General features: G+C 42.9%; 9 protein-coding genes. 4 read left to right on the top strand and 5 right to left on the bottom strand.

The annotated features are described in order from the left end of the window. Nucleotides 1-101: 101 nt before the first annotated feature. Entirely contained in the window at nt 102-1,574 is a 1,473-nt protein-coding gene (locus APA_RS17350; protein WP_201323512.1) for a deoxyribodipyrimidine photo-lyase, read from the bottom strand. 365 nt (nt 1,575-1,939) lie between these two features. Here APA_RS17350 and APA_RS17345 point away from each other — a divergent pair, with 365 nt between their 5' ends. Both APA_RS17345 and APA_RS17340 read left to right on the top strand, forming a co-directional pair. Beyond that, the gene (locus tag APA_RS17345) at nt 1,940-4,474 is read left to right on the top strand and encodes a glycogen/starch/alpha-glucan phosphorylase (protein ID WP_201323511.1); all 2,535 of its coding nucleotides are present in this window, start codon (nt 1,940-1,942) and stop codon (nt 4,472-4,474) included. 74 nt (nt 4,475-4,548) lie between these two features. Beyond that, entirely contained in the window at nt 4,549-5,562 is a 1,014-nt protein-coding gene (locus APA_RS17340; RefSeq protein WP_201323510.1) for a 2-hydroxyacid dehydrogenase, read from the top strand. Nucleotides 5,563-5,623: 61 nt separating this feature from the next. Here the strand turns inward: APA_RS17340 and APA_RS17335 are convergent, their stop codons facing one another. From APA_RS17335 to ureE, 3 genes are all read right to left on the bottom strand, one after another. Further along, nucleotides 5,624-6,469, bottom strand: coding sequence for a diguanylate cyclase (locus APA_RS17335; RefSeq protein WP_201323509.1), 846 nt, complete (start codon nt 6,467-6,469; stop codon nt 5,624-5,626). A gap of 208 nt (nt 6,470-6,677) precedes the next feature. Continuing rightward, nucleotides 6,678-7,409, bottom strand: coding sequence for an urease accessory protein UreF (locus tag APA_RS17330; protein ID WP_201323508.1), 732 nt, complete (start codon nt 7,407-7,409; stop codon nt 6,678-6,680). Next, the gene (gene ureE / locus APA_RS17325; protein ID WP_201323507.1) at nt 7,399-7,869 is read right to left on the bottom strand and encodes an urease accessory protein UreE; all 471 of its coding nucleotides are present in this window, start codon (nt 7,867-7,869) and stop codon (nt 7,399-7,401) included. Before ureE ends, APA_RS17330 begins: the two co-directional genes overlap by 11 nt. A 79-nt stretch (nt 7,870-7,948) precedes the next feature. Here ureE and ureG point away from each other — a divergent pair, with 79 nt between their 5' ends. Together ureG and APA_RS17315 are read left to right on the top strand one after the other, a co-directional pair. Beyond that, nucleotides 7,949-8,542: an urease accessory protein UreG gene (ureG, locus tag APA_RS17320; RefSeq protein ID WP_201323506.1), complete on the top strand. Its 594-nt coding sequence runs from the start codon at nt 7,949-7,951 to the stop codon at nt 8,540-8,542. A 171-nt stretch (nt 8,543-8,713) separates the two neighbouring features. Continuing rightward, nucleotides 8,714-12,892 (top strand): PAS domain S-box protein, encoded by a 4,179-nt coding sequence (locus tag APA_RS17315; RefSeq protein WP_201323505.1) that lies wholly within the window; start codon nt 8,714-8,716, stop codon nt 12,890-12,892. An 85-nt stretch (nt 12,893-12,977) separates the two neighbouring features. Here APA_RS17315 and APA_RS17310 read toward each other — a convergent pair whose 3' ends face one another. Continuing rightward, a complete protein-coding gene (locus APA_RS17310; protein WP_201323504.1) occupies nt 12,978-13,796 on the bottom strand; it encodes an MOSC domain-containing protein in 819 nt (272 codons plus the stop codon). Between the last annotated feature and the right edge of the window lie 38 nt (nt 13,797-13,834).

The following is a 13,834-nucleotide window of genomic DNA, read 5'->3' as shown; positions in this document are numbered from 1 at the left end:
ACCAATTTTTTGTGGCGTGGCTTCGCCGCGCCACAAAAAATTGGTTTTTTATTAAATCGCATGTGTCGCTCGCTATGCGGGCGACACATGCTTATCGGTTTTTAAATAATTTTGCAAGCTTGATAAATCTGCTTAAACTTTTGCTGCTGAATACTGTGATCGACAATCGGCAAAGGATAATCGCGTTTTTTGCACTGGGGCGGCGAAATATTGCCACTTAAAAGCTCGGCAGTCGTTAAGCCTTGCAACTCAGGCAACCAACGCAAAATATATTCACCTTCAGGATCGTATTTACGAGCTTGTGATGCAGGATTGAATATCCGTAGGGGCTTAGTATCCATACCACTAGAGGCACTCCATTGCCAACCTCCGTTATTTGCCGCAAGATCGCCATCCAGTAATTTCTGCATAAAATAGCGTTCACCCCATTGCCAATTAATAATTAAGTCCTTCGTTAAGAAACTTGCCACAATCATTCGACAACGGTTATGCATCCAGCCTGTTTGATTAAGCTGCCGCATTGCTGCATCGACAATCGGATAGCCTGTGCGCCCTTCACACCAAGCCACAAATTTCTCATCATCATCATCCCAAGGGAAATTTCGCATCTGCGGACGATATGCACCCGTTTCTAGTTCTGGGAAGTAAAACAACACATGTTGATAAAATTCGCGCCATGCTAATTCTTGTTTCCATGTGGTAATCCCTGTGGCTTCTTCTTCGCTACGGACAAGCTGCTCAGCCGCGATCGCCTTTTCCCAAACCCTTCTAATCCCCACAGTCCCAAAGCGCAAATGTGGACTTAATGTCGATGTACCCGCATGGGCAGGAAAATCACGTTCGGTTTGATAGCGCAAGATCCCATGACCATCGCAAAAGGTTTCTAATAATTGCAGAGCCACTGCTTCACCAGATTTCGGTAACTTTATGTCGTTAATAAATTTGAGTTCGCGTAAGCTTGGCAAAGGGATTATAGGCAGATTTTCATAACTAGCTAAACCCATTAATTTTTGAGGTGCATCAAATGGTTTTGGCTTGGGCTTGCTTTGCCAATTGCGCCAAAAAGGAGTGTAAACCTTGTAAGGCTCACCAGATTGGGTAGCGATCGCATCGGGAGCAATCAAACCAATATCAATAAAACTCTGAACGTTAATTCCTAATTCTTGCAGGGCGGCAGTTGCAGCGCGATCGCGTTTAATTGCAAAAGGCTCGACATCTTGATTAAAAAAGACATGACTAGCATTAACCGTCTTAGCTAATTCACAAATCGCAACAACAGGCTGACCAAGCATAAACAACAAATCACTACCCAACTGCCGATAGTTAGCTTGCAACTCCCGCAAACAACCCAGCATAAAGTCAACCTTGCTACCCTCGGTCACGCCATCATCAAGAATGTCAGGGTCAAAAATAAATAGCCCTAGCACAATCCCCCGATCCCCAACTTGGGCGATCGCCTTACTCAAAGCAGGGTTGTCATCAATTCGTAAATCGCGCCGATGCCAGACTAAAGCGATCGGTTGTCCCGATGATATTTCAGGGTTTCCCCCAGAGTTACTGGCTATTTGAGGCATAACTATTGACGGTTGTATACTAAAATCACATATATATTCTATACGGGTTAAAAACTCAGGAATATTTCTCTTGTTAGAAAAAAGTAAGGATCTTTCAACCAGTGCCTAGCGTCGCGAATTTCGGCAATGGCTCCAAGCTAAATCTTAAATTATCCACAAACAGAGTAGCTGCACTTCGTAACTCTATACTTTTTGTGGGTAATGTCAGGAAATCATAAATATTGCACTCCCCAAACATAAATTTTCAGTTAAATAAATGCCCAACATCCCATAGTTTATGCTTGGATAAGGAGAGTAGACTCACCCTCCGCCTTAGGGTCAGCAGAACGGCAATTAAGACAAAGTAACCATTCAGGAATAATTCTATGCAAACAAATGTTGCTAATCAAACCAGCAATATTACGGTAGAAGACGATCGCACAGGTTTAAGTATTGAAACCCTCAAGCGGGCCTTTGCCGATAACCTGTTCTACATACAAGGCAAACTCGGTTCTCAGGCAAACTTCACCGACTACTACATGGCGTTGTCTTACACAACACGCGATCGCCTCTTACAACGTTGGCTGCAAACCCTCAAGGTCTACCATGAGCAAGAGATCAAAACCGTTTATTACCTTTCCGCCGAATTTTTGATGGGGCGACACCTTGGTAATAGCTTGATCAATCTTGATCTATACGAAGCGATCGCCCAAGCCGTTAAAGAATCTGGACTAGACCTGACCGAATTGCTAGAGCAAGAACCAGATCCAGGGCTAGGTAATGGCGGTCTCGGACGTTTAGCCGCCTGTTTCCTTGACTCCCTTGCCACCCTAGAAATTCCTGCAATGGGCTATGGCATTCGCTACGAATTTGGCATTTTTAATCAAGCAATTCAACAAGGCTGGCAGGTCGAGATCCCTGACAAATGGCTGAAATGTGGCAACCCTTGGGAAGTCGTGCGTTATGAGTCCACCGTCCAAGTCAAATTTGGCGGACACACCGAAATCTATAACGATGATCGCGGTCGTCCTCATACCCGTTGGATTCCTAGCTTCACCGTTGAAGGTATTCCCCACGATACCCCAGTGCCTGGATATCAAACCAACACGGTTAACACGCTTCGTCTCTGGAAAGCCGAGGCAGGTGAAGACTTTAACTTCCAAGCCTTTAACTCTGGCGACTATGACGGTGCTGTTGCTACCAAGATTAAATCGGAAACCATTTCTAAAGTTCTTTACCCCAACGACAACACCCCTCAAGGTCGTCAGTTGCGTCTAGAGCAGCAATTCTTTTTCGTATCCTGCTCGCTCCAAGACATCATTCGTCGTCATCTCAAAAAATATAATCGTTTAGATAATCTGCCTGAACATGCGGCTGTCCAGCTAAACGACACCCACCCTGCAATTAGTATTGCCGAAATGATGCGTCTGCTTGTAGATGAGCATGAACTGTTTTGGGATGAAGCATGGCGGATTACTCAGCGCACTTTTGCCTACACTAACCATACGCTCATGCCTGAGGCGCTAGAAAAATGGGGCGTTCCCCTATTTGAAAGCCTATTGCCTCGTCATTTGGAAATTATTTACGAAATCAACCATCGGTTCTTGCAAGACGTTCAGACTTGGTTTCCTGACGACGATGAGTTGCTATTGCGCCTATCGATTATCGAAGAGGGCGGCGGCAAAAAAGTACGGATGGCAAACCTCGCTACAGTTGGTAGTCATGCGGTCAATGGTGTCGCAGCATTGCATACCGAACTGCTCAAAGCTGATGTGTTGAGAGATTTCTATAAGCTTTGGCCCGAGAAGTTTAACAACAAAACCAATGGAGTCACACCGCGCCGTTGGGTATTGCTTGCCAATCCTACGTTGTCAGCCTTGATCACTGACAAAATTGGTGATACATGGCTGAAGCATCTTGATGAACTTCGTAAACTTGAAGCTTTTGTTGATGACAAAGATTTTCGCGATCGCTGGAGACAGATTAAACAAGCCAACAAACAAGCGCTTGCCGACTACATCATGGCTCACAATTGTGTAGAAGTTGATGCCAACTCGATCTTCGACATTCAAGTAAAGCGCATTCATGAGTACAAGCGTCAACATCTTGACCTGTTGCACATCATCGGGCTTTATCTGCGGATCAAGCAAAATCCAAGTATCAACATTACTCCCCGCACCTTTATCTTTGGTGGTAAGGCAGCCCCTGGTTATTTCATGGCGAAGTTGATCATTAAAGCGATTAACGCGGTAGCCGATGTGGTCAATCGTGATCCTGATGTGCAAGGACGCATCAAAGTTGTCTTCCTTGCTAACTTTAGTGCATCTCTCGGTCAATTGATTTATCCTGCTGCTGACTTGTCAGAGCAAGTCTCGACCGCAGGTAAAGAAGCTTCGGGTACTGGCAACATGAAGTTCACCATGAATGGAGCTTTGACGATTGGTACTCTAGACGGTGCGAATATCGAAATCCGTGAAGAAGTTGGTAATGATAATTTCTTCCTTTTCGGATTGACAGCAGCGGAAGTCGAACAGAAGAAGTCTGAAGGTTACAATCCTCAAACTTATTACCAAAGCAATGAAGAACTTCGCAATATTCTTGATCGCTTAGGTATGGGATATTTCTCTCCTGGGGAGAAGGACTTGTTTAAGCCTTTAGTGGATTCGCTGATGTATCATGATGACTATATGTTGTTAGCAGATTATCAAGACTATTCAGATTGTCAAGCTAAAGTCAGTGCTGCTTATCAAGATGTTGAGAAATGGACAACTATGAGCATTCTCAACGTGGCAAGATCTGGCAAGTTCTCTTCCGATCGCACAATCAAAGAATATTGTGATGAGATTTGGAATGTGAAGCCAGTGAAAGTGGAGTTGGAGCCCTATGATCCTGCAAGGGCTACGCTCAATGTTGGCGGCTAATATCTAAATCAAAAATAATAAAGGCTCGCAAAGCGAGCCTTTATTATTTGTAGTAAAATTTCTACAAGTTATTTATGAAAATCGCCTTTTTCAATACCAAGCCCTATGATCGTCAATCGTTTAATGTTTCTAACGATCAACATCAGCACGAAATAGTTTTTTTTGAATGCCATCTTAGCCATGAAACTGTTTCTCTCGCCATGGGTTTTCCTTCTATCTGCATTTTCATTAATGACTACCTTGATGCAGAAATGTTGGAGAAGTTAGCCCAAGGTGGCACAAAATTAATTGCTCTAAGATCGGCTGGGTTTAATCACGTGGACTTAGCTGCTGCTACTCATTTAGGAATAGCGATTGTGCGAGTTCCAGCTTATTCTCCTTACGCAGTTGCCGAACATGCGATCGCCTTAATTTTATCGCTCAACCGTAAAGTCCATCGCGCCTATAACCGCGTTAGAGAAGGCAACTTCTCCATTGAAGGATTACTCGGGTTTGATCTACATGGTGCAACGGTTGGGGTAATTGGCACAGGTCGAATTGGCGCGATTTTTGCTCGGATTATGCGTGGATTTGGTTGTAAATTAATCGGCTATGATGCTTACCAAAATCCTGCTTGTTTGGAAATGGGATTAGAATATGTCTCAATGCCTGAACTCTTCGGCAAGTCAAATATCATTTCACTCCATTGTCCACTTACGCCCGATACGCATTATTTGATTAATGCTGAAGCGATCGCCCAAATGCAAACTGGGATGATGTTAATTAACACAAGTCGCGGTGCATTAATTGATACTCAGGCGGCGATCGATGGTCTGAAATCAGGTGCGATCGGCTATCTCGGTATAGATGTATATGAGCAAGAAGCAGATTTGTTTTTTGAAGACTTGTCCAATGAAGTTATTCAAGATGATACGTTTCAGCGATTACTAACGTTCCCAAATGTGATTGTTACAGGACATCAGGCTTTCTTTACTAGCCAAGCTTTAGCCAATATCGCTGATACTACGCTCTCAAATATTACAGAATTTGAGCAGGGTGAAAATTGTGTAAATGAGGTGAAGATCGAAAATGCGATCGCCACGAAATAACACCAACTAAAACCCAATATTAGTGGTGCGCGGCGAAGCCGCGCACCACTAATATTGGGTTTTAGTTACTGCTATATACAGCCCGATCGCGACCTTGATTTTTGGCTAGATATAAACCCTTGTCAGCAGATTCAATGAGACTTCTTGGATGTACGTTCTTCTCAGGCATAGTTGTGGATATGCCAATACTGAGAGAGACACAATCTTTGACAAAAGAAGCTTCGTGCGGGATATGGAGATTAGCAATAGTAATGCAAATTTCTTCAGCGATAAAAGTGGCTCCTTCTCTTAGAGTATTTGGCAAAATCACCGCAAACTCCTCACCACCATAACGAGCTACTAGATCGGCAGGACGACGAATACAAGACTCGATTGACTTTGCTACTGCCCGCAAACAATCATCGCCCATAGGATGTCCATAGCGATCGTTATAGCGCTTGAAAAAATCTACGTCACAGAGCAACAAAGAAAGTGGCAAATGTTCTCTAGCCAAGCGTTGCCATTCTCTTTCTAACCTTTGATCAAAGGCTCGACGATTAGCAATCTGGGTCAATCCGTCGATAGTTACTTCACGAGCAAGCGATAAAGCTCGGTCATAAAGCAAAGCTTCGATCGTATCACTGTGAGATGTGGTCGTGTCAAGAATGATCTCCAGATCCTCTTTTTCCCCTGAAAGTCTATCTAAAAGCAATCTCAGCGCAGTCTCTGTCTGTTGGCGATCAAGAATTTCAGTTTGCAGACGATGATTAACTTGCGACAGTTGTTCTCCTTGAGTAATTTTTGTGTCTAAGTACTCTCTTAAGATGATATTTTGCGATCGCAATGATTCTATTTCTTGTTCCAAACGCTCAACTTTAGCCAAGAAAAGCTGTTCATTAGTAACTAGTTGGGTGTTTTCAGTTTCCATACTTTTCTGATCTGTTGGCTTTAGCAATTTTAGAACAGCTTTAAGAAATTGCCAAATTTACAAACACAATATGTCAATTAACCACTTAAATTTTATTAAAAATGTTGCAAAACAACAGTTTTAATAAAATTGCGATCAGTTCAAACCCATATTTGGGTAAGAACCACGCTTTGCGTGGTTCTTACCCAAATATGGGTTTGATTATATTTTAGCTGCGAAATAATCGCGAATATTGAGTTTCGTGGTTAGCACAAGCTAAACTCGTTCCCCAACCACACCATTCCAATTCATTGTCTAAACGTTTTAAAGCTAATTGAGAACTACAAAGAATATCAGTATTGAGCTTGAAGATAACTTGCTGTCCAGTAGTTTGTCCAAATGGAACAGACCTCACAGCAGCACTGACTAAATTGGATAGCCAACTATAAATATAGCCAACTGTTGTATTACTAACATCAATTCCTAAGCTTGCAGCCACAATTCCAAAGGCGATCGCATAGTTGCAACCTTTCCCTTGAGCGTTCTCTTTGGCGGTTGGTAAAAGATCGCTGATTGATTTACGGATAGCTAATTGCTCGTTTTGACTAGCTGGAAGTTGCCACCATAACTTCATTAAGGACTGTCCCATTTGCCAACTGGCGAGACGGACTTCTTCAGACTCTCTAGTTGCCGATAGCCAGTTATTCCAATAGTTTAACGCGGTGATATCGTTAGATATCATTGCTTGATGAGAGCGAAGTGCGATCGCTGCTTCGTTAGTAATAAATCCGAAGCTCATCTCTCTTTTTAACCAATTGCAGAGATCAGACTCAGTTTGAATAGTACCATTACTACAAAGATACTCAATTCCTTCGGAATAGCTATAAGCGCCAACGGGCAGAGCAGGACTGGTGAGTTGTAGCAATCGCAATAATTGCCAAGAATCGGGATTAATGATCATGGTGATGATGGTAAGCCCCAGACTCAGGTTGAAAAGGTTGAGTTTCGTGATTTACGGTAAGTCCCATTTGCAAAACCATATCTTCTAGAACTGAATCAGGAGTTAATCTCAGATAGGTTTCGGTAATTTCCAAAGAAATATGGCGATTACCTAAATGATAGGCGGCTCTCAAAAATTCAAGAGGATGTTTAGCGGTGACGGTGACTACTGGCTCAGGCTTAGCGACAACGATTGCGATCGCCCAATCGTGCTCATCCGCAAGAATATCACCTTCTCTGAGAACGGTTCCTCTCTGAAGCTGTAAATTAATCTCTTCTCCTTCAACAGTCGTAAATCGGTGACGGCTGCGAGTTCTATCTTCAGCAATGAGCGCAAGTGTTAAGAGAGAGTTCTGATCGACTAATTTTTTTACTTCTGTCGATAAACCAGTTTTCGATAAACGTTTTGTAACAATGTGCATTAGCTAAAATTACAGTAAAGTAGAGACGACGCTTTGCGTCATCTCTACTTTACATCATATATAAGCAGGATAAATCCCAATGTCACCATTTCGAGTCGGAGTTGCTGGTCCTGTTGGTTCTGGAAAAACTGCCCTAGTTGATTCTCTTTGCAAATCCATGCGATCGCATTTCCAAATTGCGGTTGTCACCAATGATATTTATACCCAAGAGGATGCTCAGTTTTTAGTGCGCAGTGAAGCTCTTTCACGCGATCGCATTGTCGGTGTAGAAACAGGAGGCTGTCCGCATACGGCAATTCGCGAAGATGCATCGATGAACTTAGCAGCGATCGAGCAGTTAGAACTTCGCTTCACCGATTTAGATTTATTATTTGTAGAAAGCGGCGGCGATAATCTTGCTTCTACCTTTAGCCCAGAATTGGTTGATTTAACCCTATACGTAATTGATGTGGCTGCTGGCGACAAAATCCCCCGCAAGGGGGGACCAGGAATTACTAAATCTGATTTATTGGTAATTAATAAAATCGATCTTGCTCCCTATGTTGGGGCTGATCTGGGTGTAATGGATCACGATGCTCGAAAAATGCGTGGTGACAAACCGTTTGTTTTTAGTAATCTTAAAACTCAAGAAGGTTTAGATAAAATCACAGAATTTATTGTGAAGAGAATGTAGGTTTGACGAGTCTCAGGAAAGTTATTCCAATAAGTAGTGCGCGGATTCTCCGTGCACTACTTTTTCTACTCACTAAGAAGAGAGGATATAGCGTTATAGTAGGGGTAAATATTGCGACAGCTATACAATCAGTTGAGAAAGACAATTATTGAAGCGTAACCATTTGTGGGTATGGAAAAACATCCTTCTTTAACATCTGAGCAAATTTCTCTAGAAGATTGGCAAAATACGCCAATCAAAGTCAGGTGTTTGGTGAATTCACTACTCACAAGTACATCTGTATCAGATCCCGAAATTCTCCTAAGCCAATCTCTAGAGGCTAATCAAGAGATCGAACTAAAACTACGCAATCTCACCGACGCAATGCCAGGGGCTGTTTACCAATTTCGACTTAGCCCAGAAGGATCTTTCAGCATGATCTTCATGAGTGAAGGTGTTCGAGAATTGGGGGGCATTTCTCCAGAACAAGTTATTAATGATATCCAAGTCATGTGGGACTTAATCTTGCCTGAAGATTTGGGGCTTTTACATCAATCAATTACCCTCTCTGCCCAGACTCTAAAACCTTGGCATCTTGAATTTCGTATTCAAACTGCTAGTAAAAAAATCAAGTGGATTTTGGGACAATCTCTTCCCCATCAGCAAGAAAATGGGGCAATTATCTGGAACGGTCTTTTGACGGACATTAGCGATCGCAAACGTATCGAAGCAGACCGTCAGCAAGCAGAGGAAGGCTTACGGCAAAGCGAGGATCGTTTTAGAAAAATGGCTGCAAATGTACCTGGAGCAATTTTTCGATACCTACTCCGACCCGACGGCTCCGATTCAGTTTTGTACATGAGTCCTGGGTGTTACGGGCTTTGGGAGGTTGAGGCTGAAGCCGTGGTACAGGATGCCACGATCTTGTGGCAGATGATCCATCCTGAAGATCAAACTCCAATGTACGAATCAGTCATGCAATCAGCGCAAACCCTTCAGCCTTGGTCTTGGGCATGGCGAATTACGACCCCATCAGGTCAGCAAAAGTGGCTAGAAGCGTCTGGTCGTCCTGAAAAGCAAGCCAATGGCGAAATTATTTGGGATACCTTAATCTTAGATGTGAGCGATCGCAAATTGGTAGAGGAGAAAATTAGGGAACAACAAACCCAACTTGATCTAGTTGTAGAGGCATCTCAAATTGGCTTCTATATCTCCGATTTGCGTACCGAAACATCCATTACTTCTTCAGCGTATAAGACCCAACTTGGATATGTACCTGATGCCATAGAAGCATCTCCTGATGATTGGAGCGAGCGTCTGCATCCAGATGATCGAGAAAGGGCGATTTCTGCTTCGCGCTCATTTAAGAACAAAGAATCTTCGTATAGCATCGATTTTCGCTTACGCCATCGAGACGGTAGCTATCGATGGATTTATAGTAATGCTCAACTAATTTGTGATGAAGTGGGTACTCCGATCAAAATTGTGGGTATTCATCTCGATATTACTGATCGTAAACAAGCTGAAGCCGCATTACAGAAAAGTGAGCAGCGATTTCGCAGCTTATTTGAGTCAACCCCTAAAATTTCAGTTCAGGGCTATAACAAACAGCGCCAAGTAATTTACTGGAACGATGCTAGCGAGGACCTTTATGGCTATACCAAAACTGAGGCAATAGGTCAGCAACTTGAAGATCTGGTTATTCCTCCAGAGATGCGAGAAGGTGTAATTGGTGCAATTCAAAATTGGCTTACAGAAGGGCAGATTATCCCCGCAGATGAGTTGAGCTTAATGCGTAAAGATGGCTCTAGAGTTACAGTCTTTTCTAGTCATATCATGCTGACTAATTCTGAAGGTGAGCAGGAAATGTATTGCGTGGATATTGATTTAAGCGATCGCAAAAAAGTTGAAGAAGAACTGCATTATCAAAAAGAAGTATTACAAGTCGTCTTCGATCACCTCCCCCTCATGATTGGACTTTATTCCACTAGTGGCGAAGTTCTGATGATGAATCAAGAGCTAGAGCAGATCGTCGGTTGGGCAGAAGAAGAGTACAAAACGGTTGATGTTCTGAAAGCTTGCTATCCAAACTTAGAGGACTACGAGCGGGTAATCAACCATATTGTGACTGCCAACTCAACATGGAAAGACTTCAAGACCCAAGTGCGGGATGGTCGTATTCTCGATACCAGTTGGGCGCAAGTTCGTCTGTCTGATGGGAGAAGTATTGGCATTGGGCAAGATATCACTGATCGCCAAAAAGCTGAAGGAGATTTGCGTCGGGCTGTTGCGACAAACCAAGCCTTGATCGATGCGATCCCCGATCTGATTATACGGATTAGCCGAGAAGGTATTTATTTAGATGCTATTTCTTCAGACAATATGAAGTTATTGTTTCCGCCAGAAAAAATCATCGGCAACAGCATCTTTGATTTTCTTCCGACAGAATTCGCACAAGAGCGAATGTATTATATCGAACAAGCTTTTCAGACTGGGAAATTGCAGCTTTATGAATACCAAATTTTGATCGATGGCGAAATACATTATCAGGAGGCTCGGATTGTCGTCAGTAGCGACAATGAGGCTACGGTCCTTATTCGCGATATTAGCGATCGCAAACAAACAGAATTATCTTTGCGAGAGAGCGAAGCACGTTATCGGGTATTAGCTGAGAACATTAACGATCTTGTCTGTTTGCATCATCCTGATGGGCGCTATCTCTATGTCAGTCCATCCTGTGAAGCTCTTTTGGGTTATCGCTATGATGAAATGCTCGGACAAGATCCATATATTTACTTTCATCCAGACGATCTCGATCGCATCCGACAAGAAGCTCATGCAGCAGCGATCACAGGAAAATCAACACCAATCACCTATCGGATGCGTCAGAAGTCTGGTAACTATATCTGGTTTGAAACCCTAACCAATCCGATTATGGATGCGACAGGTCAAGTTATTCAACTTCAAACTACCTCCCGTGACGTGAGCGATCGCATCCAAGTTCAAAATCAATTAGAGTATGACGCTCTCCACGACACGCTCACAGGATTGCCCAATCGAAACCTATTAATAGAACGTTTGGAATTATCCATTCACCGAGCCGAACGCCTCAATGATTATCATTTTGCAGTTTTATTTCTCGACCTCGATCGCTTCAAAGTGATCAATGATAGCTTGGGGCATTTAGCAGGTGATAAATTACTGATTGCCATTTCTCGAAAATTGCAAGCCACTCTTCGAGAAATCGATCTGGTAGCTCGTTTGGGTGGTGACGAGTTTGTGATTCTACTCGACGAAATCAAAGATATTCAGGAAGCCATTCACGCTACACAAAGGATTTTTGCAGAGTTGCAAACACCTCTAACCATTGAAGGACGCGAAGTATACACGACCGCTAGTATTGGAATTGTGTTAGGGACAAAAGACTATGCTCAAGCATCTCACCTATTGAGAGATGCGGATATTGCAATGTATCGAGCAAAAACTAGGGGCAAAGCAAGGTATGAAATTTTTGATGCGGAAATGCACAGGCAAGCACTGAGTCGGATGCATTTAGAAAACGATTTACGTCGAGCAATTGATTGCCAAGAATTTGTGCTGCACTATCAACCAATTGTGTCTCTGGACAGTGGATACCTCGTTGGGTTTGAAGCCTTGATGCGTTGGCAACATCCTAGCCAGGGGTTGAAATATCCAGGAGACTTTATCGCAGTAGCCGAAGAGATTGGACTGATTACGCCCCTAAGCTCTTGGGCGCTGCGGACAGCCTGTCAGCAATTAGCAAAGTGGCAAACTACTTTCCCAAGTCTTTCTGACCTCAAAGTAAGTGTAAATCTGTCGGTGCAAGATTTACGGCGATCTGATCTAATCTCAGAAGTCGATCTGGTGCTTGATCAAACTCAATTAGATGCTCGTTGCCTGACCATAGAAATTACCGAAAGCATGTTAATTGAAGATATTGAGTCTACGATTAAACTATTTAGCCAGTTGAAAGAACGAGGAATCCAAGTTAGTCTTGACGATTTTGGTACTGGATACTCATCGTTAAACTATCTCCATCGCTTACCAATGAATAACTTAAAAGTTGATCGCTCTTTTGTTAATCAAATGGAAGAAGGCAAAAAAAACTATCAAATTGTAGAAACGATCGCCACACTCAGTAAACAATTAGAACTTGATGCGATCGCCGAAGGGATTGAAACCTCGCATCAACTAGAAAAATTAAAAGAACTAGGATATCGATTTGGTCAAGGTTATCTATTCTCAAAACCACTTAGTCAAGAAGCAACAGAGGCACTATTAAGAAATACTAATTTATGTTTATTGGTTCACAGTGTTTTGGACTCAAACCCAAGCCAAGAAAATCCGTAAAAGTGTTGCTTTGCAACACTTTTACGGATTTTTTATGGTTCGATTGATCGGTAATTGATGTAGGCGGAACATTTTGACTTTTACATTACTCCAGCCAAATTGAATCTCCACAACGAATTACTCCTTCCTGAAGTACTGAGGTGCGAATACCTGCGATCGTTTTGTTGTGTTTAGTTGTAGTCCGCAAAATATTTAAATCAGTAGGAAGATCTGACTGAGCAATGGTTGTCACCACACATCGAGGACATGCAGTATCAATACTCAGGCAGACTTCATCGCCGATGAACATCTTGCTACCAACCCAACCATCTTCAATAAATGTGGCTTCTGGATCTGTTGGCTCAATTAGGATATTCGGACGAAACCGACAGGGTTCAAAAGCACCTTCTGGATATATTTTCTTTAGTTGAGCTAATGTCGCAGTTGTAATCGCGTGAATAGGGCAGGAATCAAAAAAGGTTCCTGATGGCATAAATAATTGCGTAATAACTTCCCGATTGAGGGCTCCTTCAATATCTGGCCAGTACTGATCTAAACTAGGTGCTTCAGGAGCAGAAGTGAGCAACTGAACATCTCTTCCCACTGCTTGTGAAAGAGTCGTATTTATATCAATATTGTCACTGGTAGCTGTGCTTCCGTCAGGCAAGGCAAATTTAACGGCAGGCATTGACGATTGGGATTTAGGAGATGATACAAACTCTGCCTGAAACCCTAGCAATTTTGCCCATTTTTTGGGGTTTTTGGCACTGGCAATTCTCTCAGTTTCACGATCCCACAGGGCGTAAGCGCGATCGCCTAAAAGACCATTGGATACAACATCCACTTGATCAAGTTTCTCTCCTAGCATCGACTTGACTGGATAACGCCAGAGTGAGGCAACTACACCAACTAAAATTCGTGTCATAGCTTTTCCGATTAGTAATTGACCTGTATTACAGCGCT

The organism is Pseudanabaena sp. lw0831 (genome assembly GCF_016584665.1).
GTDB lineage: Bacteria > Cyanobacteriota > Cyanobacteriia > Pseudanabaenales > Pseudanabaenaceae > Pseudanabaena.
This window is presented reverse-complemented; position numbering and strand designations above follow the sequence as displayed.

Excerpts from the sequence above, each read along its gene's own strand:
- APA_RS17350 (WP_201323512.1), bottom strand. The coding sequence starts at position 1,574 with ATGCCTCAAATAGCCAGTAACTCTGGGGGAAACCCTGAAATATCATCG.
- APA_RS17345 (WP_201323511.1), top strand. The coding sequence starts at position 1,940 with ATGCAAACAAATGTTGCTAATCAAACCAGCAATATTACGGTAGAAGAC.
- APA_RS17340 (WP_201323510.1), top strand. The coding sequence starts at position 4,549 with ATGAAAATCGCCTTTTTCAATACCAAGCCCTATGATCGTCAATCGTTT.
- APA_RS17335 (WP_201323509.1), bottom strand. The coding sequence starts at position 6,469 with ATGGAAACTGAAAACACCCAACTAGTTACTAATGAACAGCTTTTCTTG.
- APA_RS17330 (WP_201323508.1), bottom strand. The coding sequence starts at position 7,409 with ATGATCATTAATCCCGATTCTTGGCAATTATTGCGATTGCTACAACTC.
- ureE (WP_201323507.1), bottom strand. The coding sequence starts at position 7,869 with ATGCACATTGTTACAAAACGTTTATCGAAAACTGGTTTATCGACAGAA.
- ureG (WP_201323506.1), top strand. The coding sequence starts at position 7,949 with ATGTCACCATTTCGAGTCGGAGTTGCTGGTCCTGTTGGTTCTGGAAAA.
- APA_RS17315 (WP_201323505.1), top strand. The coding sequence starts at position 8,714 with ATGGAAAAACATCCTTCTTTAACATCTGAGCAAATTTCTCTAGAAGAT.
- APA_RS17310 (WP_201323504.1), bottom strand. The coding sequence starts at position 13,796 with ATGACACGAATTTTAGTTGGTGTAGTTGCCTCACTCTGGCGTTATCCA.